The 20,343-nt window shown below is 61.7% G+C and carries 19 protein-coding genes and 1 pseudogene; 12 read left to right on the forward strand and 8 right to left on the reverse strand.

Annotation, left to right across the window (positions count from 1 at the left end):
- Nucleotides 1-25 precede the first annotated feature (25 nt).
- Nucleotides 26-955 carry a sugar kinase gene (locus tag NKJ35_RS10775; RefSeq protein WP_352646835.1) on the forward strand — a complete coding sequence of 310 codons (930 nt, stop codon included), beginning with the start codon at nucleotides 26-28 and terminating at the stop codon, nucleotides 953-955.
- On the opposite strand, the pseudogene NKJ35_RS10780 reads toward NKJ35_RS10775, so the two are convergent.
- Nucleotides 948-1,899, reverse strand: a pseudogene (locus NKJ35_RS10780) (NADP-dependent oxidoreductase). The gene NKJ35_RS10775 and the pseudogene NKJ35_RS10780 sit on opposite strands and share 8 nt — an antisense overlap.
- Before the next feature lie 53 nt (nucleotides 1,900-1,952).
- Nucleotides 1,953-3,002, reverse strand: coding sequence for a LacI family DNA-binding transcriptional regulator (locus NKJ35_RS10785; RefSeq protein WP_352646836.1), 1,050 nt, complete (start codon nucleotides 3,000-3,002; stop codon nucleotides 1,953-1,955).
- A gap of 147 nt (nucleotides 3,003-3,149) precedes the next feature.
- Between NKJ35_RS10785 and NKJ35_RS10790 the strand changes: the two genes are divergently transcribed.
- From NKJ35_RS10790 to NKJ35_RS10810, 5 genes are all read left to right on the forward strand, one after another.
- Nucleotides 3,150-4,190 (forward strand): ABC transporter substrate-binding protein, encoded by a 1,041-nt coding sequence (locus tag NKJ35_RS10790; RefSeq protein ID WP_352646838.1) that lies wholly within the window; start codon nucleotides 3,150-3,152, stop codon nucleotides 4,188-4,190.
- Nucleotides 4,191-4,317: 127 nt separating this feature from the next.
- Nucleotides 4,318-5,355, forward strand: a complete 1,038-nt coding sequence (locus NKJ35_RS10795) for an ABC transporter ATP-binding protein (protein ID WP_254818389.1) — start codon at nucleotides 4,318-4,320, stop codon at nucleotides 5,353-5,355.
- A complete protein-coding gene (locus NKJ35_RS10800) occupies nucleotides 5,352-6,239 on the forward strand; it encodes an ABC transporter permease (protein WP_254818216.1) in 888 nt (295 codons plus the stop codon). Before NKJ35_RS10795 ends, NKJ35_RS10800 begins: the two co-directional genes overlap by 4 nt.
- Nucleotides 6,232-7,023, forward strand: a complete 792-nt coding sequence (locus tag NKJ35_RS10805) for an ABC transporter permease (protein ID WP_352646840.1) — start codon at nucleotides 6,232-6,234, stop codon at nucleotides 7,021-7,023. Before NKJ35_RS10800 ends, NKJ35_RS10805 begins: the two co-directional genes overlap by 8 nt.
- 14 nt (nucleotides 7,024-7,037) lie before the next feature.
- Complete coding sequence (locus NKJ35_RS10810) at nucleotides 7,038-7,958, forward strand: phosphorylase family protein (protein WP_352646842.1); 921 nt, start codon at nucleotides 7,038-7,040, stop codon at nucleotides 7,956-7,958.
- 129 nt (nucleotides 7,959-8,087) lie between these two features.
- Here NKJ35_RS10810 and NKJ35_RS10815 read toward each other — a convergent pair whose 3' ends face one another.
- The 5 genes from NKJ35_RS10815 to NKJ35_RS10835 form a co-directional block, all read right to left on the reverse strand.
- Nucleotides 8,088-8,360 (reverse strand): colicin immunity domain-containing protein, encoded by a 273-nt coding sequence (locus NKJ35_RS10815; protein ID WP_352646844.1) that lies wholly within the window; start codon nucleotides 8,358-8,360, stop codon nucleotides 8,088-8,090.
- A complete protein-coding gene (locus tag NKJ35_RS10820) occupies nucleotides 8,357-8,614 on the reverse strand; it encodes a colicin D domain-containing protein (protein ID WP_352646846.1) in 258 nt (85 codons plus the stop codon). Before NKJ35_RS10820 ends, NKJ35_RS10815 begins: the two co-directional genes overlap by 4 nt.
- 228 nt (nucleotides 8,615-8,842) lie before the next feature.
- Nucleotides 8,843-9,868, reverse strand: coding sequence for an aldose epimerase family protein (locus NKJ35_RS10825; RefSeq protein WP_352646848.1), 1,026 nt, complete (start codon nucleotides 9,866-9,868; stop codon nucleotides 8,843-8,845).
- 80 nt (nucleotides 9,869-9,948) lie between these two features.
- Nucleotides 9,949-11,406, reverse strand: coding sequence for an NAD-dependent succinate-semialdehyde dehydrogenase (locus NKJ35_RS10830; protein ID WP_352477642.1), 1,458 nt, complete (start codon nucleotides 11,404-11,406; stop codon nucleotides 9,949-9,951).
- A 170-nt stretch (nucleotides 11,407-11,576) separates the two neighbouring features.
- Nucleotides 11,577-12,527 (reverse strand): AEC family transporter, encoded by a 951-nt coding sequence (locus NKJ35_RS10835; RefSeq protein ID WP_352646850.1) that lies wholly within the window; start codon nucleotides 12,525-12,527, stop codon nucleotides 11,577-11,579.
- Nucleotides 12,528-12,676: 149 nt separating this feature from the next.
- On the opposite strand from NKJ35_RS10835, the gene NKJ35_RS10840 reads away from it, so the two are divergent.
- Nucleotides 12,677-13,627 carry a caspase family protein gene (locus NKJ35_RS10840; protein ID WP_352646851.1) on the forward strand — a complete coding sequence of 317 codons (951 nt, stop codon included), beginning with the start codon at nucleotides 12,677-12,679 and terminating at the stop codon, nucleotides 13,625-13,627.
- Between the two features lie 106 nt (nucleotides 13,628-13,733).
- Nucleotides 13,734-14,282 carry a histidine phosphatase family protein gene (locus NKJ35_RS10845; RefSeq protein WP_254818209.1) on the forward strand — a complete coding sequence of 183 codons (549 nt, stop codon included), beginning with the start codon at nucleotides 13,734-13,736 and terminating at the stop codon, nucleotides 14,280-14,282.
- Between the two features lie 216 nt (nucleotides 14,283-14,498).
- Here NKJ35_RS10845 and NKJ35_RS10850 read toward each other — a convergent pair whose 3' ends face one another.
- A complete protein-coding gene (locus tag NKJ35_RS10850) occupies nucleotides 14,499-15,659 on the reverse strand; it encodes an alpha/beta fold hydrolase (protein WP_352647052.1) in 1,161 nt (386 codons plus the stop codon).
- A gap of 712 nt (nucleotides 15,660-16,371) precedes the next feature.
- Here NKJ35_RS10850 and NKJ35_RS10855 point away from each other — a divergent pair.
- The 4 genes from NKJ35_RS10855 to NKJ35_RS10870 all read left to right on the forward strand — a co-directional run bounded on the left by NKJ35_RS10855 (nucleotide 16,372) and on the right by NKJ35_RS10870 (nucleotide 20,341).
- Nucleotides 16,372-16,656 carry an acyl carrier protein gene (locus tag NKJ35_RS10855; RefSeq protein ID WP_254818207.1) on the forward strand — a complete coding sequence of 95 codons (285 nt, stop codon included), beginning with the start codon at nucleotides 16,372-16,374 and terminating at the stop codon, nucleotides 16,654-16,656.
- A 38-nt stretch (nucleotides 16,657-16,694) separates the two neighbouring features.
- The gene (locus NKJ35_RS10860) at nucleotides 16,695-17,882 is read left to right on the forward strand and encodes a beta-ketoacyl-ACP synthase (RefSeq protein ID WP_352646853.1); all 1,188 of its coding nucleotides are present in this window, start codon (nucleotides 16,695-16,697) and stop codon (nucleotides 17,880-17,882) included.
- Nucleotides 17,883-17,957: 75 nt separating this feature from the next.
- Entirely contained in the window at nucleotides 17,958-19,229 is a 1,272-nt protein-coding gene (locus NKJ35_RS10865) for a beta-ketoacyl-ACP synthase (protein WP_352646855.1), read from the forward strand.
- An 83-nt stretch (nucleotides 19,230-19,312) separates the two neighbouring features.
- A complete protein-coding gene (locus NKJ35_RS10870; RefSeq protein WP_352477635.1) occupies nucleotides 19,313-20,341 on the forward strand; it encodes a zinc-binding dehydrogenase in 1,029 nt (342 codons plus the stop codon).
- Nucleotides 20,342-20,343 lie beyond the last annotated feature (2 nt).

Raw genomic sequence — 20,343 nt, forward strand, 5'->3', positions numbered from 1 at the left:
CAATTGCAGGATGGAGGAGTGCTTCATGGCAGGAAACGGCATCGCCTCGATTGGCGAGTGCATGCTCGAGCTTTCGGGCCAGGCCGGGCCGAACTGGCGCATGGGCTTTGCCGGCGACACGTTCAACACTTTATGGGCGCTGCATGCCTTGAGCAGCGAGCGGCCGGCGACCTACGTGTCGGCCTTCGGCGACGACCCGTTCTCGCGCGACCAGATCAAGTTCCTGGCCGAGAACGGCATCGGCATCGGCGCCAGCCCGGTGATAGCGGGCGCCCGCCCCGGCCTCTATGCGATCACGCTGACCGGCGCCGAACGTTCTTTCACCTATTGGCGGGCCGATGCGGCCGCAAGGCAGCTGGCTTCGGACCCAGCCGCATTGCAGAAAAGCCTTGAAGACCAGGCGCTTGTCTATTTTTCCGGAATCACTTTGGCAATTCTCGACGAGGGTCCACGCAAGGTACTGCTGACGGCCGTGGCCACAGCGCGCGCGGCCGGCTCGCTGATCGCCTTTGATCCCAATTACCGGCCGCGGCTGTGGCGCCGGCGCGAGGAAGCACAGGCCGCCATGCTCGAGGCGCTCGCAGTCGCCGACATCGCGCTGCCGACCTTCCCCGACGAGCAGGTGCTGTTTGGTGACACGACACCGCAGGAAACAGCCGAACGGCTGCGAAAGCTGGTCGGCGAAGTCGTCGTCAAGAACGGCGAGGAGCCGGCGCTGATCGCCCGGAACAGCGGCTCGCAATCGGTGCCGGCGGTGCATGTCGCCGCGCCGGTCGACACCACTGGCGCCGGCGACTCCTTCAACGGCGCCTACCTCGCCGCTCGCCTTGCCGGACATGCCCCGGAAGAAGCAGTGCAGCGCGCCCATCGCGTTGCCGCCGCCGTCGTGCAGGTGCGCGGCGCCCTGGCGCCGTTCGAGACGCTGAGGGGTGCGTTCGAGGCACCTGCTATCTGAGCTTGATGACGACCTTGCCCTTGGCGCGTCCTGTTTCGACATAGGCCAGGGCATCATTGGTCGCTTCGAATGGAAAGACTCGATCCACAACCGGGCGGATCGCGCCGGCTTCGATGAGAGAGGTGATTTTGCTCAGCTGATCGCCCTGCGCCCACATGAAAAGGAACGAAAACTGCACGCCGCGGCGCTTGGCTTTGGCCCGAATTCCGAGACTCAGGACGCGCAGCACCAGCCTCAGCATCAAATTCAGTCCCTTTTCCTGGCAAATTCGGGATCCGGTGGACCGGAAATGGAGATGAGCTTCCCACCCGCTTTCAGCACGCTCATGGATTTTTCCAGTGTTTTGGCGTCCTGGCTGTTCAAGACGACATCGTAGCCCGACAAAACTTTCTCGAAGTCGTCTTTCCTGTAGTCGACGACGACATCGGCGCCGAGGCTTTTCAGCAGATCGGCACTCGCCGCGCTCGCGGTTGTCGCAACGGTCGCGCCGAGGTGCTTGGCCAACTGAATGGCGAATGTTCCGACGCCGCCGGAACCAGCCTGAATGAAGACCTTCTGTCCCTTCGTCAGGTTTGCCCTGTCGATAAGCGTCTGCCAGGCGGTCAGTCCGACCAGGGGAATCGAGGCCGCTTCTTCCATGCTGAGATTCTCAGGCTTCAAGGCCACGTCGGCTTCATCCACGGCAATGAATTCGGCGAATGTCCCAATCCGGCCATCGCGCGGCCGCGCATAGACATCGTCGCCGGCTTTGAACTTGCGAACTTTCGGTCCCACGCGGATAACCGTTCGGCCACGTCGTGGCCCAGGATGAACGGCCGCCGATAGGGCAGGATGAGCTTGAATTCTCCGGTTCTGACCTTGGAATCGAGCAGGTTCACCCCAGCAGCATGGACCGCTACCAGGACATCGCCGTCCTGGAGCTCCGGTTCCGGCAGATGCCGCAAAGGCGCTGATCCGGCCGGTTCAAAACGAGGTGGCCTCCTGAGGGCCGCCCGGACTATTCGGCCGGCTCGAATCTGCCTTGTACCAAGACTGTCTCCACCGGCCCAAGCGGATTGATGATCCGGCTCTCCAGGACTTCGATAAGTTTGCGTCCAACACCCGCCATATCCACGGAATGAACTCCGATCTTTGCGGGCAGGAAGCGTGCCAGCCGCGTGCTGTCGCGGGTGACGATGTGGACGTCGCGGCCTGCTGTAAGACCCCGCTTGCCGAGAGCGTGCAACGCTCCCAGAAGGCCCAGTTCGTTGGCGCACGCCAAGCCCGTTGGCGGATCTGATGACGCCAGCAAGCGATCGAACCAGCCGGCGCTCGATTCCATGGTGAACATGCCATGACCGATCAGCGATTGGTCGATCGGAATACCGGCCTCGGCCATTGCCCTTCCATACCCGGAAAGACGCATAGCACTCGCCTGGTCCTCCGGAACGAGAAGTTGCAGCGCAATGCGTCGACAGCCCTTATCCATGAGCCGCCGGGTCGCCTCGTAGGCAATCTGTTCATTGTCCACATCGACATAGGGATAGGCGATATCCAGGTCGGTTCTTCCAAACGCGACGAATGGCATGCGTTGATCCAGCAGCAGCTTGACGCGCGGATCAGCCGACACCAGGCGTGTGATGATCAGGCCGTCTGCGCTGCGCGCCTGAAGCTGCCGCTGCACACTCTCAACGGCATCGTCGTCGGGAGTGGTGGAATAGATGGACAGACTATAACCGGCTTGCCGCGCCGCCAGCGTCATGCCTTCGATTAAAGGAAGCTTCAACAGATCGGACAGATGGTCTCGTGTCTCCATCGGGAGCACCGCCGTCAGCGTCTGCGTTCGACCGGTTTTGAGCGCGCGACCATGATGATTTGGTAAATAGCCGACCCGCTTAGCCGCCTCCTTGACGCGGGCTATGGTCGAGGGCTGCACTTCCGGTCCATCCTTCAGAGCGCGGGACACCGTGGTCACCGAGAGGGAAAGTTCCGCGGCGATCTGCTTTAGATTGGCCATTGTTCGCCCGACTTCATTTGCGAAAGCGCCGGCTGATTTGCTGACCGCCATAGCGTTACCGAATTCGACATCCCGGTCAATCCGAACTCCCATAGGAAGCAGCTTGACTCTAGCGTATCCAGATGCAATCGTAACGTTACGATTACAAAATAATGGCTCTTTCAAGCGATATTCCATAGACGTTGGGGAGGAGAACCTATGTCCTGGCTACGCATTTCCTTAACAGCATTCGCAGTCTCGGCTGCCCTGCCCGTGCATGCGCAGACGGTCACCATCACGACCGCGGGCGGCGACTATGGCAACGCCATCAAGGAGGCCATGTGGGGCCCGGCTGCAAAAGAGCTTGGCTATGATGTCCGCGAGGAGACGCAGAGCGACGGCCTGGCCGCCCTGAAGATGCAGGTTACCTCGGGTGCAGTCACGACCGATATCGTCCACCTGGGTTCGCCGGAAGGGGCGCAGGCGGCCGCACAGTCGCTGCTGGAGCCGCTCGACTACAAGATCATCGATCCGAAATCCGTGCCGGACGGCGCAAAGTCCGACTACTGCTATCCGTTCGATTCCTATGGCACCGTCATGTCGTGGAACACCAAGACCTATGGCCAGAACCCGCCGAAGACGTGGGCGGAGTTCTGGGATGTTGCCAAATTTTCTGGCCGTCGCGCGTTGCGGGCCAATGCGCAAGACTCGATCGAGATCGCGCTTCTCTCCGATGGCGTAGCACCGTCGGACGTCTATTCCGTGCTCAGCACACCGGACGGGCTAGAGCGCGCCATCAAGCGGCTTGAAGCGATTAAACCAAACGTCGCCGTGTGGTGGACCTCGGGCGCCCAGTCCGCACAGTTGCTGAAAGACGGTGAGGCGGATTTGGTCATTACCTGGAACGGACGCGCCCAAACCGTGAAAGCAGATGGCGGCGCGGCTGACTACACGTTCAAGGGTTCGGTCATCGGCACGGACTGTCTTGGGGTGCCGAAGGGAGCGCCGAACAAGGAGGCCGCGATGAAGCTCATTGCTGCGATGACGCAGCCCGCGCGGGTTGCCAAGCTGACCGATTTCATTGCCTATGGCCCAGTCAATCCTGCGGCATATGAGGGTGGCCTTATTCCCGAGGACCGTCTGAAGACACTTGCGACCGCGCCTGAAAATGCTGGCACTTCGGTGTTTTCCAATTCAGAATGGTGGGTCAAGAATGGCGAGGCTGCCCAAAGAGCCTTCGATGAAATGATGGCTCGCTGACTCTCAGCTCTGACGCATGTCGCGCAGAAATGTGCAGCGCGCGACAACGACATGCATGAAAACAAGAACCTAAAGCGCGTCGCGTGAAGCCGGTCGAACGCGACGCGCTTCAAGGCTGGAGCACATAATGAAGTCGCTCGCGATCACCATCGAAAGCGTGCACAAGGCTTATGGGTCCTACGTCGCACTGGATGATGTTTCGCTCGACATTCAGGCTGGCGAATTCCTCACGCTGCTAGGGCCATCGGGATCGGGCAAGACCACGTTACTCATGGCTCTGGCCGGTTTTGTCCGGCCGGATTCCGGTAAACTTTTCCTGGGCGATCGAGACATCACCCGCCTGCCGCCCAACAAGCGAGACATCGGCATAGTATTCCAGAATTACGCCTTGTTTCCCCACATGAACGTCCTGGCGAACGTCGCGTATCCGCTGGTGCTGCGCAAGGTACCGAGAGCGGAGGCGCGTCAGCGGGCGCTTGATACCTTGGCCCGCGTGAAGCTGGATGGCTTGGCGGAGCGCAATATTGCCGCACTATCCGGCGGCCAACGTCAACGGGTGGCATTGGCGCGGGCTATCGTCTTCGAACCGCGCGTGATGTTGATGGACGAGCCGCTGTCGGCGCTCGACAAGAATCTGCGCGAGACCATGCAATATGAGATCCGGCGTCTGCATGATCATCTACGGATCACCACAATCTATGTGACCCACGACCAGCGCGAAGCGCTGATTATGTCTGACCGGATTGCGGTGATGAATTCTGGCCGCATCCAGCAGATAGATACGCCGCAGCGGATTTATGATCGTCCATCGACCCGCTTCGTCGCGGAGTTCATGGGCGAGGCCAACATTGTGGCCCCGGGCTCGGCGCGCAGAATCGACGGCGCCGAAGCATCACACGAAACGCTGATGATCCGCGCCGAAAGCTTCCATCTTGATGCGAAGCTCGTCGGAGGAGACGGAGTGGCCCTCGAAGGAATACTGCGCACCAAAGCGTTCCGCGGCGAGAACTGGCTTTTGACGCTGGCGCTTGACGGTGGGCAAGAGGTTCTTGTCTGCATTCCGGCAGCGCTGGCCGGCGGTTGCGCCGAACTTGCCGCCGGTCAGCGGATGACCGCATATGCACCAGCCGCGAAGGTTCACGCGATACCGGGAGCGACGGCGTGACCGTCGTCCGGGATCCGGCGCTCGCAGCGGATGCACGGCGCGAGCGGCGGTTTTTTCTATCGCTTTCGCTCCCGGCGCTGTTCATCGTTGGACTGGCGGCGATACTGCCCATCCTTTGGATCATCCGGCAATCCTTCCTGACCACCGGAGGTGAGTACACCGTCGGCAATTACCAGAAGGTCCTTTCGAGCGGACTGACATGGTCGGCGCTCGTCACGACCCTCGAACTGTCTTTGGGTACGCTAGCGGCCTGCATTCTCCTCGGCACCCCTCTGGCGCTCGCTCTGGCCAGCGTCAGACCAAGGTTGGCCAACGTGCTCATGGCGTTCGTCATGCTGCCGCTGTGGACCTCCATTCTGGTGCGTACCTATGGTTGGCTCGTGCTTTTGCGGCGCGACGGCCTGATCAACGCGGCGTTGACCGGTTCAGGCCTGACGGCGGAGCCATTGCCGCTGGTCTACAACTTCACGGGAACGCTCATCGGCATGGTGCACTACATGCTGCCACTCTTTCTGCTGCCTGTTTATGCTGCGATGCGCGATATCGACCCAAATCTCATTCGCGCGGCAGCGAGCATGGGAGCCACTCTCAGGCAGGTCATCCGCACCGTCATTATGCCGCTTTCGGCGGGCGGCATCTTCTCGGGTTCGATCATCGTCCTCATCTACGCCATAGGTTTTTTCATCACGCCGGCGGTGCTTGGCGGCGGCAAGGTAAATCCGCTCTCTACCCGGATCGAGCGTACATTATCGACCTTTCAGGACTGGGGATCGGCGAGCGTCCTGGGCATTCTGCTCCTCGTTCTCATGGCGCTGATCGGTGTGATGTTGCTGGCGGCACGCCGGCTGGTGGCCCAGAACACCGTGGAAGCCTCCCATGCTTGAAGCCTATCCGCAAAACAGGCTCGCCCGCATTTTGCTCTGGAGCTTTGCCGCTCTTGTCATGGCATTTCTGATGCTGCCGACGCTCGTGGTGGTGCCGCTTTCCTTTTCGGCGTCGAATCTCCTCGAGTTTCCGCCGCACGCCTACTCGTTGCGCTGGTACGAGAACTTCTTCGGCTCGGCAACGTGGATGGCCGCGCTGAGGACGAGTTTGATCCTTGGGACGTTGACGGCGTTGATCGCGGTGCCCTTCGCGCTGCTCGCCTGCATTTCAATGAACCGGCTGGGCGGAAAGACCGCTGCGGCCATCCAGAGCGTCCTGCTGACCCCCTCGATCACCCCAGGTATCCTGCTTGCGATCGGTCTCTTCTTTGTGTTGGCCGCACAACATCTGATCGGAACGCTGTTGGGTGTGCTGGTCGGACATGTGGTGCTGGCCGTTCCGGTCGCCTGCATTGTGTTGCTACCCGCTCTGGCCCGCTTTGACTGGAACCAGGTTCAGGCGGCGCGCAGCCTCGGTGCAAACTGGGCCAGAGCCATTGGCGGAATAGTCGTTCCGCAACTTCGGATCAGCTTGCTGTCGGGGACATTGATGGCATTCCTGACTTCGCTCGACGAGTCTGTGATTTCGATCTTCATCGCAAGCGGTCGCAACAGCACGATGCCGAAGCTTATGTTCCTGTCGCTGCGCGATCAGATCGATCCGACCATTGCGGCGATCTCGACATTGTGGACCGTCATCGTCGTGGCCGTGGTCCTGATTGTGACCCTTCGCCAAAAATCCTGACCGAGACTGGAAACATGCCCGCCAATTACCATGCAGCCGACGATCTGACGGATCATTCGACGGACATCCCTCAGGTAGGGTTGGCCATCATCACCGGGTCGGCAAACTGGGGGCTTGCCTTCCCGGAAGATGTCGAATTCGATGGTGTGCGCACCTTGCGGCGCGACATGAGTTTTGAAACACCTTTCGGTCGCACCGACAACTGGAAGCTGCTCGAGTTCGATGCGTCGATCACAGCGGAAGGGAGAGCAAAACGCGCGCTGTGCATGTATTCGCACGGCAATCCCCGCGACCGTATCGACCATTCCTGCCATCGCCGCGCGTTCTGGGTATTGATGCGGGCGGGTGTACGGCAAGTTCTCGCCTGCTCGACGGTTGGCGCCGTCAACAAGGCGATCCAGCCGGGCGACATGGTGGTGACCGCCGACATCATCGAACTGACGCAGACCCCGTTTTCACTGTTGCCTGACCGCCAGAGCTTTGACTGTTCGGGCAAGCAAATCGTGTGTCCAAGATGTGCGGCGGTTCTGGTCGAAACGGCCCGCCGTCATTGGCCAGCCGAATGCCGCGTTTATGGCATCGAACAGCAGTTGGTGGCTGCCCACTGTTATGGGCCCCGGCTGACAACGCCAGCCGAAGCCTTGGCGTATCGGGGCATGGGGGCGGATGTACTCAACCATTCCATCGCCCCTGAGGCGACCCTGTCGCGCGAGATCGGCGCGTGTTTCGTGCCTTGCGCGTTCGTGACGGCGGGCTTCAACGACTATATGGATCGCAATCGCCAGAAATTGCTGCAGGAGGACGTGCTGCCCAATCTTTCCACGACAGCCTCGCGGGTCGCGCTGGAGACCGCTGCGCGACTTCCCGCTGATCCGGAATGCTCCTGTCACGGCTTGAAGTCGCCTCAGCCAAAAGAACGTTCCAGCCGGTTCTGAGATAACCCGCCAGATAGCTGAAGCTCTGCCGCAGACTAGGGATCTCGAAAGTTGTGTGCGTCAAGCTCTGGAAAAATGGCGTTGCATTCAGCGATGACGTTGGCGTGTCCGCCGGGCAGCCGGTAAGCCTCATGGGAGCCGGTCTACGGCCTCCGCAACTTTTACTCTCAGTTGTGCTTCGTCAAGATAGAATCTAGGATTCTCTCTAATCAAGCTGATATCGGAAGTGTATGAGTCAATGTCAGCAAAGATCTCATCTATCACCTTAAACTCCTGCTCTGGGATGGCTCGCGTCTCATCCTTAAATTTCTTTAAGTAAATTTCTACCAACTTATGAGCATCTATTTCCCCTGCGAGAAAAGTTTCAACCAACGTACGGTATTCGCCAGATACGCTGCTCATAGTTCGCCTCCCAGTTTGCCGGTCGTCAAGACATATTCTAACTGCTTGGGACTGAGCTTCCATCCAGACAGGAGATTTCCTGAACTATCGCGAATGACATTCAAGCCGGTTTGCGGGTCGACGAAGTGCGTTACTGATTGCCCTTGGTAAGTTCCTTGGATGGCCTGCGTCATCTCGGCCTCCAAAGCCTCCTGCACCACAATCTCCAAGACCTTGCGAAAGCCGTCCTCATCCGACGACAGCAACGCTTTCAACTCGCCCTCTGCTCAGTCTAATTTCTCGATTGGTCATGGCACTCCCCTTCCACGGGAATCGGTGGTCAAAACGTCACCAGCGTGCCATGGCAGCCCCTTGCCTCAGGCCAAGAGCTGTTCTCTCTCCAGAGCTTTTGCAGAACCTTCAGGACACTATCATCCCGAAGGCGCTGCGCTGGGCATGTTCGCGACGCTCGAGTCGTACGCTTCGGCAGCGGCAGTCCAACCCTAAGGCAGCCTGAACCGGTATTCCGTCACGTGATGGTAGATCTGCCCGGGCCACAGCGTGGCTTGCGGGAAATACGGCCGGTTGGGCGCATCCGGCCAGATTTGCGGCTCTAGGCAGAAACCCGAAAAGGCCTTGTACTGGCGTCCGCCCAGTCCAGGCGAGGACGGCGCCAGATACTGGCCGGTATAGAGCTGGACGCCCGGCTCCGTGGTCCAGAGCTCCATCTCGACCCCGGAATTCGCGCCTTGCGCCCACGACGCCTGCTTCAGCGGCCCGCGCGTCGAGGCGAGGCAGAAATTCTGGTCGTAGGGGAGTTGTTCGCCCTCGGTCTCCATGCGCAGCGGCCGGGCCTGGCGAAAATCGAAGGGCGTGCCGTCGACCGGCTTGACCGTGCCTGTCGGGATCAGATCGGCGTCGACAGGAAGATAGGCCCCGGCATTCAGCATCAGCCGGTGGTCGAGAATGTCGCCGGCGCCGCCGTCATCCAGGTTGAAATAGGAATGCTGGGTGAGGTTGCAGAGCGTCGGCTCCTCACAGGTGGCGGTCAGTTCGACGCTGAGCGTGCCGGGGATCTTCAGCCGGTAGGTGCAGGTCACATCGAGTGCGCCGGGAAAGCCCATCATGCCGTCCGGGTCGTGCAGGGTCAGCGTGACAAAATCCCTGCCATGCAGCGAAACCGCCCAGGGCCGGCGCGAAAAACCTTGCGAACCGCCATGCAGCGTGTGCTTTTCGAGGAAATTACGCTCGGTCTGGTAGCGTTTGCCGGCGAGAGTGAAGCGCCCGTCGCGGATACGATTGGCATAGCGCCCGACGACGGTGCCGAAGAAGGCGGTGTCAGTCTCATAGTGCCCGAAACGATCATAGCCGAGCACCAGCGGCGCGTCGTGCCCGGCCAGACGCAGATCCTGGATGATCGCACCCAGCCCGATGATGTTGGCGGTGAGGCCGCCGCCACGGATGGTGAAGCGGCGGACGGCCTCGCCCGCCTGCGTCGTGCCGAAAACCTCGCCGTCCTTCATTGCCATGCTCGCAAGTTCGCTGCTCGATGCCAGCCTGGCCTTTCGAAGCGGCCCAGGGTCGTTTTCGGTATTACCGCATCAGGCTTCTAGAGACCAAGTCCGCCGATGCAGACATATTTGGTGTCGAGATAATCCTCGATGCCCTGATGGCCGCCTTCCTTGCCGAGGCCCGATTCCTTGACGCCGCCGAAAGGCGCTTCAGGGGTGGTGATGAGCCCTTCATTGACGCCGACCATGCCGTATTTCAGCCCTTCCATGACCCGGAAGGCGCGGCCGAGATCGCCGGTGTAGAAGTAGCAGGCCAGGCCGAACTCGGTGTCGTTGGCGAGTGCTACGGCCTCTTCCTCGGTCTCGAACTTGAATACCGGTGCTACCGGGCCGAAGATTTCTTCCTTCATGAAGCGCATCTTCGGCGTCGCATTGGCGATCACCGTCGGCTGGAAGAACGAGCCGCCGAGCGCGTGGCGCTTGCCGCCGGCGACGACCTTGCCGCCTTTGGCAGTAGCGTCGGCAATCAGCTCCTCGACCTTCTCCACCGCCTTCTCATCGATCAGCGGTCCCTGCTGGACACCCTCCTCGAGGCCGGAACCGACCTTCAGCCCGTTGCTCGCAGTAGCCAGCTTTTCGACGAACTGGTCATAGATGCCGGCCTGCACCAGGAAGCGGTTGGTGCAGACGCAGGTCTGGCCGGAATTGCGGTACTTGGCGGTGATGGCGCCGGCGACGGCCCGCTCGATGTCGGCGTCGTCGAAGACGATGAACGGCGCATTGCCGCCGAGCTCCATCGACACTTTCTTGACGGTCACCGACGACTTCTGGATCAGGATCTTGCCGACCTCCGTCGAGCCGGTGAAGGTGATCTTCTTGACCAGTGGGTTGGCACAGATCTCGTCGCCGATCTCACCGGCGGCGCCGGTCAGGATATTGATTACGCCTTTGGGGAAGCCGACCTCCTCGGCAAGCGCGCCCCAGGCAAGGCCGGAATAAGGCGTCTGCGACGCGGGCTTGACCACGGCGGTACAGCCGGCGGCAAGCGCCGGGCCAAGCTTGCGGGCCAGCATCGAGGATGGGAAATTCCACGGCGTGATGGCGGCGATGACGCCGACCGGTTCCTTGGTCACCAGGATGCGGCGGTCAGCCCAGGGCGACGGCACGACGTCGCCATAGGTGCGGCGACCTTCCTCGGCGAACCACAATATGTAGGACGCGGCCGAGCCGATCTCGCCCTTCGATTCGAACAGCGACTTGCCCTGTTCGATGGTCAGCAGTTCGGCCAGCACGTCCTGATTGTCCATCATCGCGTCGTGCAGCTTGCGCAACAGCTTCGAGCGTTCGAGCGCGGTGGTCTTGCGCCATGTCTGGAAGGCAACGTCGGCGGCTTCGATGGCGCGGCGGGTCTCGGCCTTGCCCGACTTCGGCACTGTGCCGATCTTGAGGCCGGTGGCAGGATTGTTGACGTCGATCGTCTGGCCTGAATCGGCCTGCACCCATTCGCCATTGATGAGATTGGCCTGCCGCATGAAATGGCTGGTTTTCTGAAGCATGATCTCGCCTCCGTTCGGCACCTGGCGGGCCGGTCGCTGATTTCGTGAATGGACGTGCGCGATAGCATCGCTAGAGCCACTGCTCTTAGCCCAGGGCAAGCCCCGCAAGCAATCACAAGATGGCATATAGGGTTTGGGCCAGCCAAAGCGAGAGCGATGCAGCCGGGCTCTTATCCAAAAACGACGACGACCACTGTCAGCCAAAACGCCGTGGTCACGACAGCACAGGCGGTGGCGATGGTCATCTGGTTCGACGCCAGCGCCTGGCCGGTGTTGAACTGCACCGCGATGAGATAGGAATTGATGCCGGACGGCAACGCCGCAACCATCACCGCCACCTTGGCCGTCAATGGCGGCAGGCCGATCAGCCACACCAGGCCGAGAACCAGCGCCGGCATCAGGAACAGCTTCAGCGCCGACAGCGCCAGCGCCGGCCTTACATTGCCGGAGATGCCAAAGCGGCGCAGGCTGAGCCCCATGGCAAACAGCGCAACCGGGGCGGCCGTGCCGGCCAGCGCGTCGCTCAGCCGCGTCGCAAGCACCGGCAGCGGCGCACCGGTGAAGCGCCACGCCAGCCCGGCCAGTATGCCGATGATCAGCGGATTGATGAATACCCTCCTGAGAAAGCTCCTGACGACGCGGAGCGGATGCACAGGCTCGCTGCCGCCGCGGCCGAACATCTCGAACAGGATGATCGAGGCCATCATCATCACCGGCAGGTGAATGGAGACGAGCAGTGACAGCACTTCGAACCCGGCCGGCCCGAACACGCCGATAATGAAGGGCGCGCCGAGCAGGACAACGTTGGAGAAGGACGACGATACGCCGCCGACGACGCCGGCGCGGGCGTCCCGCCCGAAGATGCGCGTAATAACCAGATGGCCGGTGGCCCAGGTGAGCGCGACCGCCGCGAAATAAGCGCCCCATAGCGGCCACGGCGCCACGCCGTGGAAATCGGCCTTTACCATGGTCTGGAACAGCAAAAGCGGCATTGCCACGTTGATGGCGAATTCGGATACGCCCTCGCCGCTCGCCGGCTTCAAATAGCCGGTCAACCCGGCAAGATAGCCGAGCCCGACGAGACTGAAGACGAAGAGGACGGTTTCGGTAAGCGGAGACATTTTTCCCGTGATAGGCGAGGCCGGGCGGCGGCGCAACCGCCCTTCCCTCGCGAATGTACCGGCCAACAATCCGGCCGCTCGGATCTTGTCCGAATTTGCCCATGGTTGGATGCCAGCGCTATACAGGGCTGTCGGGGGACACGCGGCGAATGGGCCTTGTCGGAAATCAGCACTTCTTCAAGCAGGCGTGGCTGACGGCTTTCGTCGGCGCCATGCTTTGCCTCGTGGTGACCTCGGCTCATGCCGCTGAGCCGGCGAGCCTCAAGGGCGTGGCGCTGATTGTCGGCCAGTCGAAATACCAGCACATAGCGGCTCTTCCCAACCCCGCCAACGACGCCCGCGACATCGCCAAGATGCTGACCGATCTCGGCTTCGACGCGCGCAGCGTCACCGACCGCGACGCGGCAAAGCTGAAGCGCGACCTCGAGCGTTTCGCTGAGGATGCCGAGGACGCCGACGTCGCCTTGATCTACTATTCCGGCCACGGCATCGAGGCCGGCGGCGAAAACTATCTGGTGCCGGTCGACGCCGACGTTTCTTCATTGAAGGACGCCGATCAGGCCCTGGTGCCGATCTCCGCCGTCATGGACGAATTGAAGACGGCCGTGCCGGTAACGATCATGCTGCTCGATGCCTGCCGCACCAACCCGTTTCCGGCGGATGCGGTGCTGCGCCGGGCGCCGACGGCCTCGGCCTCGCCGGTCAGCGCCGGCGGATTGGAGCCGGTGCGCGGTGCCAGGGCACTGGCAAACGCGACCGCGGCGGAAAATCTGGGAACGGTGATCGGCATGAGCCTGATCAATCTCGGCAATCTCGAACGGACCGGCAAATATCTGGACGACGCCGAAGCTGCCTTCGAGGCGACGCTCAAGGTCTTCACCCGCGAAGGCCAGCCGATGCAATGGGCCTTCGAGCAGAACAATCTCGGCGACGTCCACTGGAACCGCGGCAGCTATGGCGGCGGCAATGCCGAATACCAAAAGGCGATCGAATTCTTCGAGAACGCCAAACAGGGCTTTACCGAAGCCGGCTACACACCCCCTATCCCGCTGACCGACCGCAAGATCGATCTGGTGAAGAAGCAGATAGCGAAGAAATAGGCGTCTCGGCCGCAGGTTGCACTCGGCTTGTCTTTCAGCCGGCTTTGCCGTCCCTATATGCCGGTCACCGGGGACCTGCCTGCCGGTCACCCGAAAAGGATGTCTGATGCTTCGATTTGTGCTGGCGCTGCTGTTGCTTGCCGTTTCCGCCACAGCCCATGCGACGGAAGCCGGCTGGGCGCTGCTCCGCGACGGCGGGCATGTGGTCCTGCTTCGCCATGCCATGGTCACCGGCACCACCGATGCCGCCAATTTCGACCTCGGCAAATGCGCGACCCAGGTCAATCTCTCTGAGCGCGGCAAGCAACAGGCGCGCAAGATCGGCGCGCTGTTTGGCGCCCGCGCCGCACCGGTCGAGCGCGTGCTGTCCAGCCGCTATTGCCGCTGCCTCGAGACCGCCCGCATCGCTTTCGAAAGCGAGCCGGAGCCGTTCGCACCGCTTGACCTGCTGAAGACCGACGAAAAGGAAAAGGCCGACCAGATTGCCGCGATCCTTGCCGAGATCCGCGGCTATTCCGGCTCCGACAATCTGGTCATGGTCACGCATCTCGAAAACATCAAGGAATTGACCGGGATCTCGCCGCGTGAAGGCGAGGCCGTGGTCGTCGAGCCGCAGGGCGACGGCCTGCGGGTACTCGGCCGCGTCACTTTCTGATCTGCGCCGGAGCCGGTTGAAGCGTTCGCTAGTAGTGAAATCTAGCGTTTGGTACTTAAGCGGAATACCGGTTCCGACCCGCGATGAGGTCTTGATCGAGTCCAAGGTCGACATTGACCCTTAGTCAGGACCAACGAGCGCTTTCAACGAAAGCGAATGCGATGGTACGTCTCATCAGGACTTCCGAGCCGTGACAACGGGCGAGGTTTTCGTCCTTTACTTTGCCGGCCGGAGCCTCAGCGGCCGAAAAAACGCCCGGATGTCCTCGACCAGGAGTTCGGGTTGCTCAATCGCCGCGAAATGTCCTCCTTTCGGCATGTCGGTCCAGCGCTCGACACGGAAGACTCGCTCGACCCAGGAGCGAGGTGGCATAGGAAGCTCTCGAGGGAAGACTGCAACGCCGAGGGGCGGTGTTATTCGCTCCCTTGGCCCGAAGGTCAGGGGGCAGAGCCGGTTCTCTTTGTAAATCCGGAGCGAGGCCTCGATCGTGTTACCGAACCAGTAGAGCGAGATGTCGGTAAGCAGCGTGTCTAGAGGGATGGCGCGTTCGAGTTCGCCTTCGCAGTCGCTCCAACTGCGGAACTTCTCGGCAATCCATGCGGCTAGCCCGATTGGGGAATCTGTCAGTGCAAAGGCTAGCGTCTGGGGCTTGGTCCCCTGCAGAAAAGCGTAGGCCCCCTCCGTCGCGGCGAAATTCGCCGCACTGTCGAGGAATGCCTTCTCCTCCGGCGTGACAGGTGGGTCGTCGCGACCGAGGGTCGGGCGGAAACTGCCTGGAATGTAATTCAGGTGCAATCCGATAAGGTCCTCCGGGTAAAGCCGAGCGAGCCAGGTTGAGACTCCGGCGCCGATGTCGCCACCTTGTGCGGCGAAGCGATCATATCCCAGTTCGCGCATCAGCCCCCGCCACAGCTTCGCGACATGCTTTGAGCTAACGCCGGCCTGACGCGGCGGGGACGAGAAGCCGAAACCCGGAAGCGACGGTGCGACGACATCGAAGGCGTCCTCGGCATCCCCGCCGTATTTGGCAGGATCCGTGAGCAGCGGAATGACATGCTCGAACTCGGCGAAGGAGCCGGGCCAGCCATGAGTGAGGATCAACGGCAAGGGCGCTGACCCCTTTCCTTTCTGGTGAACGAAATGGATGTCGCACCCGTCTATCGTGACCCTAAACTGAGGCAACAGGTTCAGACGTTTTTCGTGATCGCGCCACCTGAAATCGTATTCCCAGTAACGTGAAAGCTTTCTGAGGAAATCAACGTCAGTACCGTCCTCCCATCCGTATGCGAAGATCGACGACGGCCATCTTGTCGCTTGGATACGACGCTGTAGGTACTCGATCTGTTCATCCGGGATGTGGATGTGGAAGGAATGCATGGCCACGGGTGTTGCTCCGATCAGCGGCGAGGAATTGTCCCATCAAGGCACAGAACGAAGGAAAACTCACTGAGCGACAGCTTTGTCCGCTACTTGCTGGTTCCCATCTACGAGACGAAGGTAACATTCCACCCTTGGTGGCAATCGTTTAAGTTACCTGGCGTCAGATTTTCACCGCTACCAGCCAAGCGTCGACACGGAGCTTCCATCCCTCGATCATGTCCGCAAACGCGTCCTCCGTCAGTTCGGACAGACACGATGCTCCTGCCGGGCTCAAGGCCGTGAACGCATAGGTAATCGACGCCTCCGTGCCTCCGTTAGTGTCGGTCGGCAGGCCACCTCGACAAATCCGAAACGCGAATCCGGCGTAACGCGAACATAGCGGATGCGATGCGCCAGCCGTCCACCCAGGCTCATGTCGCGATGCTCAGCCAAGGCCTTGAGCACCTTCGCCAATCGTTTTTCCAGGCGCACCCGGTCTGCACGCGTTTCTGTGGTCATAGATCTTCGTGGTACATTGGTACACGCAATGACCAGAGATAAGACGGTTTGGGCATATCGCCGGGAGGGGTTGCCAGCGACCCCTATTGCTCTGCCAGAACATCAATCCCAGTTGCGGTCGGCGCATCAGGCCTTTTCCTGCCCGGAAAAACCGATTAGACAGCGCCAAACACATGCGGACAGATTCCGCCCGCAATCGAAGGAAAAGCCCTTGTCCACCACGTTCGACAAAGTCGCCAAGATCATCGCCGACACCAGCGAGATCGATATCGAGACGATCACGCCCGAAAGCCACACCATCGACGATCTCGGCATCGACAGCCTCGACTTCCTCGACATCGTCTTTGCCATCGACAAGGAATTCGGCATCAAGGTGCCGCTGGAAAAGTGGACGCAGGAGGTCAACGACGGCAAGGCTTCGACCGACGACTATTTCGTCATGAAGAACCTGTGCGCCAAGATCGACGCGCTCGTCGCCGCCAAGAACGCCGCGTGAACACAGCGCCTGACGCGCCCGACCCACAACAGCCCCCAATGAACCCCCACGACGTCGTCATATCAGGCATCGGCCTTGTCTCGTCGCTGGGCGAGGGTCCGGATGCGCATTGGCAAAAGCTTGTCCAGCCGGGCCTTGAGCCGGTTCTGGAGGCCTCGCGCTTCTCGCCCTATACGGTCCATCCGCTGCCGGAGATCGACTGGAACCTGCAGATCGCCAAGCGCGGCGACCAGCGGCAGATGGAGACCTGGCAGAGGCTCGGCACCTATGCGGCCGGCCTTGCGCTCGACGATGCCGGCATCAAGGGCAATGACGAACTCTGCGCGACCATGGACATGGTGGTGGCCGCCGGCGGCGGCGAGCGCGACGAGGCGGTCGATGCGGCCATTCTCGCGGCATCGGAAAGCCGCAATGACCGCGACGTGCTGCTTAACGAGAAGCTGACCACGGAATTGCGCCCGACGCTGTTTCTGGCACAGCTTTCCAACCTGCTCGCCGGCAACATCTCGATCGTCCACAAGGTGACAGGCTCCTCTCGCACCTTCATGGGCGAGGAAGGTGCGGGCGTTGCCGCGGTCGAGACGGCGGCCGCGCGCATCCGCTCCGGCCAGTCGACGCATATACTGGTCGGCGGCGCTTTCCAGACCGAACATTCCGACATGCTGCTCGGCTATGAATTGGCCGGCTACCTGCATCGCGGCGCGTGGCGGCCGGTCTGGCAGAGGCAAGGCGCCGAAGGCGGCGGTGTGGTGACCGGATCCGGCGGCGCGTTTCTCGTCCTGGAGCAGCGCGAGCACGCGGAAAGCCGTGGCCGGAAGATCTACGCGGAACTCGGCCCGGTCCTGTCCGGTCGCGCCAGGCGACGGCGGGGCGAACTCGCCGGTGAGATCGCCGCGCTGTTGAAGCAAGCCGCATTGCCGGACGGCGAACTGCTGGCGATCTCCGGCGCTTCGGGCGCCCATGCCGCGACCGCCGCCGAGAAATCGGCACTCGAGGCCAATCCGGCGATCGCCGCACGCGGCTTTTCGACGCTGACCGGCCACATGAAGGAAGCGCAGTTCCCCTTTGCCGTTGCGCTGGCGGCCCTGGCTGTCGACCGCAAGGCGGCCTACCCTGTCTTCGACGCCACAGTCGAAAAACCGTTTGCCGGCGTCCCGAAGACCGTCCTTGCAACGGCGATCGGCTATCACCAATTCGAGGGCATGGCGCTGATCAAAGCCGCCTAGAGCATCGGACCGAAATCGTGATGCGGTTTTCGGGCGATCCGATTACTGCAAGAGAAACAGGTTTTTGGACAACAAATGGCCAATCTGAACGACCATATGGGCAGGCCTATCGTCGCGGTCACCGGCATCGGCGTGGTGACGTCGCTCGGTGTCGGCAAAGCCGACAATTGGGCGGCACTTACGTCAGGCAAATCCGGCATCCATCCGATCACCCGCTTCCCGGTCGATCATCTCAACACCCGCATCTCCGGCATGGTCGATTTCCTGCCGTCGAGTTCCAAGGGCGCCAGTCTTCTCACCTATGAGCTTGCCGAAACCGCCGCCCAGGAAGCGATGTCGGAGGCCGGCCTCGATGCCGGCGATTTCGGCGGACCGCTCTTCCTCGCTTCGCCGCCGGTCGAGCTCGACTGGAGCGAGCGCTTTTCGCTCTACAATTCCGACACGCACGACACCGGTGCAGAGAGGCTGCTGCGGGTAGCGCGCGGCCTCAGGGAACTCGACACCTTCGAGACCACCCAGTTCGGCTCGATCGCCGACCGGCTTGCCGACCGTTTCGGCACGCGTGGCCTGCCGATCACGCTGTCGACCGCCTGCGCTTCGGGCGCCACGGCGATCCAGCTCGGTGTCGAGGCGATCCGCCGCGGCGAATGCGACAGGGCGCTGTCGATCGGCGCCGACGGCTCGGCAACCGCCGAGGCGCTGATCCGCTTCTCGCTTCTGTCCGCGCTCTCCACCCATAACGACATCCCCGAAAAGGCCTCAAAACCCTTCTCCAAGGACCGCGACGGCTTCGTGCTGGCCGAAGGCTCGGGCGCCCTTGTACTGGAATCGCTGGAGGCAGCACTTGCCCGCGGCGCCACCGTTCTCGGCATATTGCGCGGCTGCGGCGAAAAGGCCGACGACTTCCATCGCACCCGCTCCAAGCCGGACGGTTCGCCGGCGATCGCGGCGGTGCGCGCCGCTCTTGCCGATGCCGGCTTGAGCGAGGACGGGATCGATTATGTCAATGCCCATGGCACCTCGACGCCCGAAAACGACAAGATGGAGCACTTGTCGCTGTCGACGGTATTCGGCGAGCGGATCTCATCGATGCCGGTCTCGTCGAACAAGTCGATGATCGGCCACACCCTATCGGCTGCCGGTGCCGTCGAGGCCGCATTTTCGCTGATGACGATGCGCGAAAGCGTCATTCCGCCGACCATCAACTACGACAATCCCGACCCGGCGATCGTGCTCGACGTGGTGCCGAACACCAAGCGCAACGCCGAGATCGGCACGGTCCTGTCGAACTCCTTCGGCTTCGGCGGTCAGAACACCTGCCTTGTCATGGCGCGGGAACCGGTCTAAGCGACCGTTCCGCTCTAGCACTTTTGTCGTGCGCATGGTCCTTTCCGAAACGGTTCTCGGTCCTGCGCAACCTGGGATCTGGCATGCGCGCATTGCAACTTATCGAGGATCGCCGGCTTGAAACGGTGGACCTGCCGCCACCGCCGCCGCCGTCGCTCGGCGAGGTGACGCTGCGCATCAAGGCCGTGGCGCTGAACCACATCGACGTCTGGGGCTGGCGCGGCATGGCCTTCGCCAAGCGCAAGCTGCCGCTGGTCGTCGGCGCCGAGGCCTCCGGCGAGGTCGAGGCGGTCGGCCCCGGCGTTTCCAGCCTCCTGCCCGGACAGTTGGTGTCGATCTATGGCGCCCGCACCTGCGGGCTTTGCCGCGCCTGCCGCGAAGGCCGCGACAATCTCTGCGAGCATGTTTCGGGCGTTCACGGCTTCCATCTCGACGGCTTTGCGCAGGAAAAGATCAACCTGCCGGCGCGCCTTCTGGTCCCCGCCCCGCCAGGCGTGAGCGAAATCGGCGCGGCGGTGGCGCCTGTCACCTTCGGCACGGTCGAGCACATGCTGTTCGACAACGCCCGGCTGCAGCCCGGCGAGACGATACTGGTCCATGCCGGCGGCTCCGGCATCGGCTCCGCCGCTATTCAGCTGGCCAAGAAGATGGGCTGCACGGTCATCACCACCGTCGGCTCGAACGACAAGATCGACAAGGCCAAGGCGCTCGGCGCCGACCACGTCATCAATTACCGCGACGACCGCTTCGAGGGCGTCGTGCGCAAGCTGACCAAGAAGAAGGGCGTCGACGTGGTGTTCGAGCATGTCGGCGCCGACACCTTTGCCGCGTCCATGCTGTGCCTCAAACGCGGCGGCCGGCTGGTCACCTGCGGCTCGACCTCCGGCGTGTCGACGCAGATCAATTTGATGCAGTTGTTCCAGCAGCAGCTGAAGCTGCTCGGCTCGTTCGGCTGCCGCATGGAAAACATGGCCGACGCCATGCAGAAGATGGCGGCGGGCCTGGTCGCGCCGGTGATCGACACCGAGGTCGGCTTCGACGGCATCGATGCGGCGCTGAAACGCATGGAAGGCCGCGACGTCTTCGGCAAGATCATCCTGCGCGTCGGCTGAGA

It is taken from the genome of Mesorhizobium sp. M0136, assembly GCF_040322515.1.
Lineage (GTDB): Bacteria > Pseudomonadota > Alphaproteobacteria > Rhizobiales > Rhizobiaceae > Mesorhizobium.

What these genes read in the sequence shown, in the direction of transcription:
- NKJ35_RS10775 (WP_352646835.1), top strand. Translation starts at nt 26, where the DNA reads ATGGCAGGAAACGGCATCGCCTCGATTGGCGAGTGCATGCTCGAGCTT.
- NKJ35_RS10785 (WP_352646836.1), bottom strand. Translation starts at nt 3,002, where the DNA reads ATGGCGGTCAGCAAATCAGCCGGCGCTTTCGCAAATGAAGTCGGGCGA.
- NKJ35_RS10790 (WP_352646838.1), top strand. Translation starts at nt 3,150, where the DNA reads ATGTCCTGGCTACGCATTTCCTTAACAGCATTCGCAGTCTCGGCTGCC.
- NKJ35_RS10795 (WP_254818389.1), top strand. Translation starts at nt 4,318, where the DNA reads ATGAAGTCGCTCGCGATCACCATCGAAAGCGTGCACAAGGCTTATGGG.
- NKJ35_RS10805 (WP_352646840.1), top strand. Translation starts at nt 6,232, where the DNA reads ATGCTTGAAGCCTATCCGCAAAACAGGCTCGCCCGCATTTTGCTCTGG.
- NKJ35_RS10810 (WP_352646842.1), top strand. Translation starts at nt 7,038, where the DNA reads ATGCCCGCCAATTACCATGCAGCCGACGATCTGACGGATCATTCGACG.
- NKJ35_RS10815 (WP_352646844.1), bottom strand. Translation starts at nt 8,360, where the DNA reads ATGAGCAGCGTATCTGGCGAATACCGTACGTTGGTTGAAACTTTTCTC.
- NKJ35_RS10825 (WP_352646848.1), bottom strand. Translation starts at nt 9,868, where the DNA reads ATGGCAATGAAGGACGGCGAGGTTTTCGGCACGACGCAGGCGGGCGAG.
- NKJ35_RS10830 (WP_352477642.1), bottom strand. Translation starts at nt 11,406, where the DNA reads ATGCTTCAGAAAACCAGCCATTTCATGCGGCAGGCCAATCTCATCAAT.
- NKJ35_RS10835 (WP_352646850.1), bottom strand. Translation starts at nt 12,527, where the DNA reads ATGTCTCCGCTTACCGAAACCGTCCTCTTCGTCTTCAGTCTCGTCGGG.
- NKJ35_RS10840 (WP_352646851.1), top strand. Translation starts at nt 12,677, where the DNA reads ATGGGCCTTGTCGGAAATCAGCACTTCTTCAAGCAGGCGTGGCTGACG.
- NKJ35_RS10845 (WP_254818209.1), top strand. Translation starts at nt 13,734, where the DNA reads ATGCTTCGATTTGTGCTGGCGCTGCTGTTGCTTGCCGTTTCCGCCACA.
- NKJ35_RS10850 (WP_352647052.1), bottom strand. Translation starts at nt 15,659, where the DNA reads ATGCATTCCTTCCACATCCACATCCCGGATGAACAGATCGAGTACCTA.
- NKJ35_RS10860 (WP_352646853.1), top strand. Translation starts at nt 16,695, where the DNA reads ATGAACCCCCACGACGTCGTCATATCAGGCATCGGCCTTGTCTCGTCG.
- NKJ35_RS10865 (WP_352646855.1), top strand. Translation starts at nt 17,958, where the DNA reads ATGGCCAATCTGAACGACCATATGGGCAGGCCTATCGTCGCGGTCACC.
- NKJ35_RS10870 (WP_352477635.1), top strand. Translation starts at nt 19,313, where the DNA reads ATGCGCGCATTGCAACTTATCGAGGATCGCCGGCTTGAAACGGTGGAC.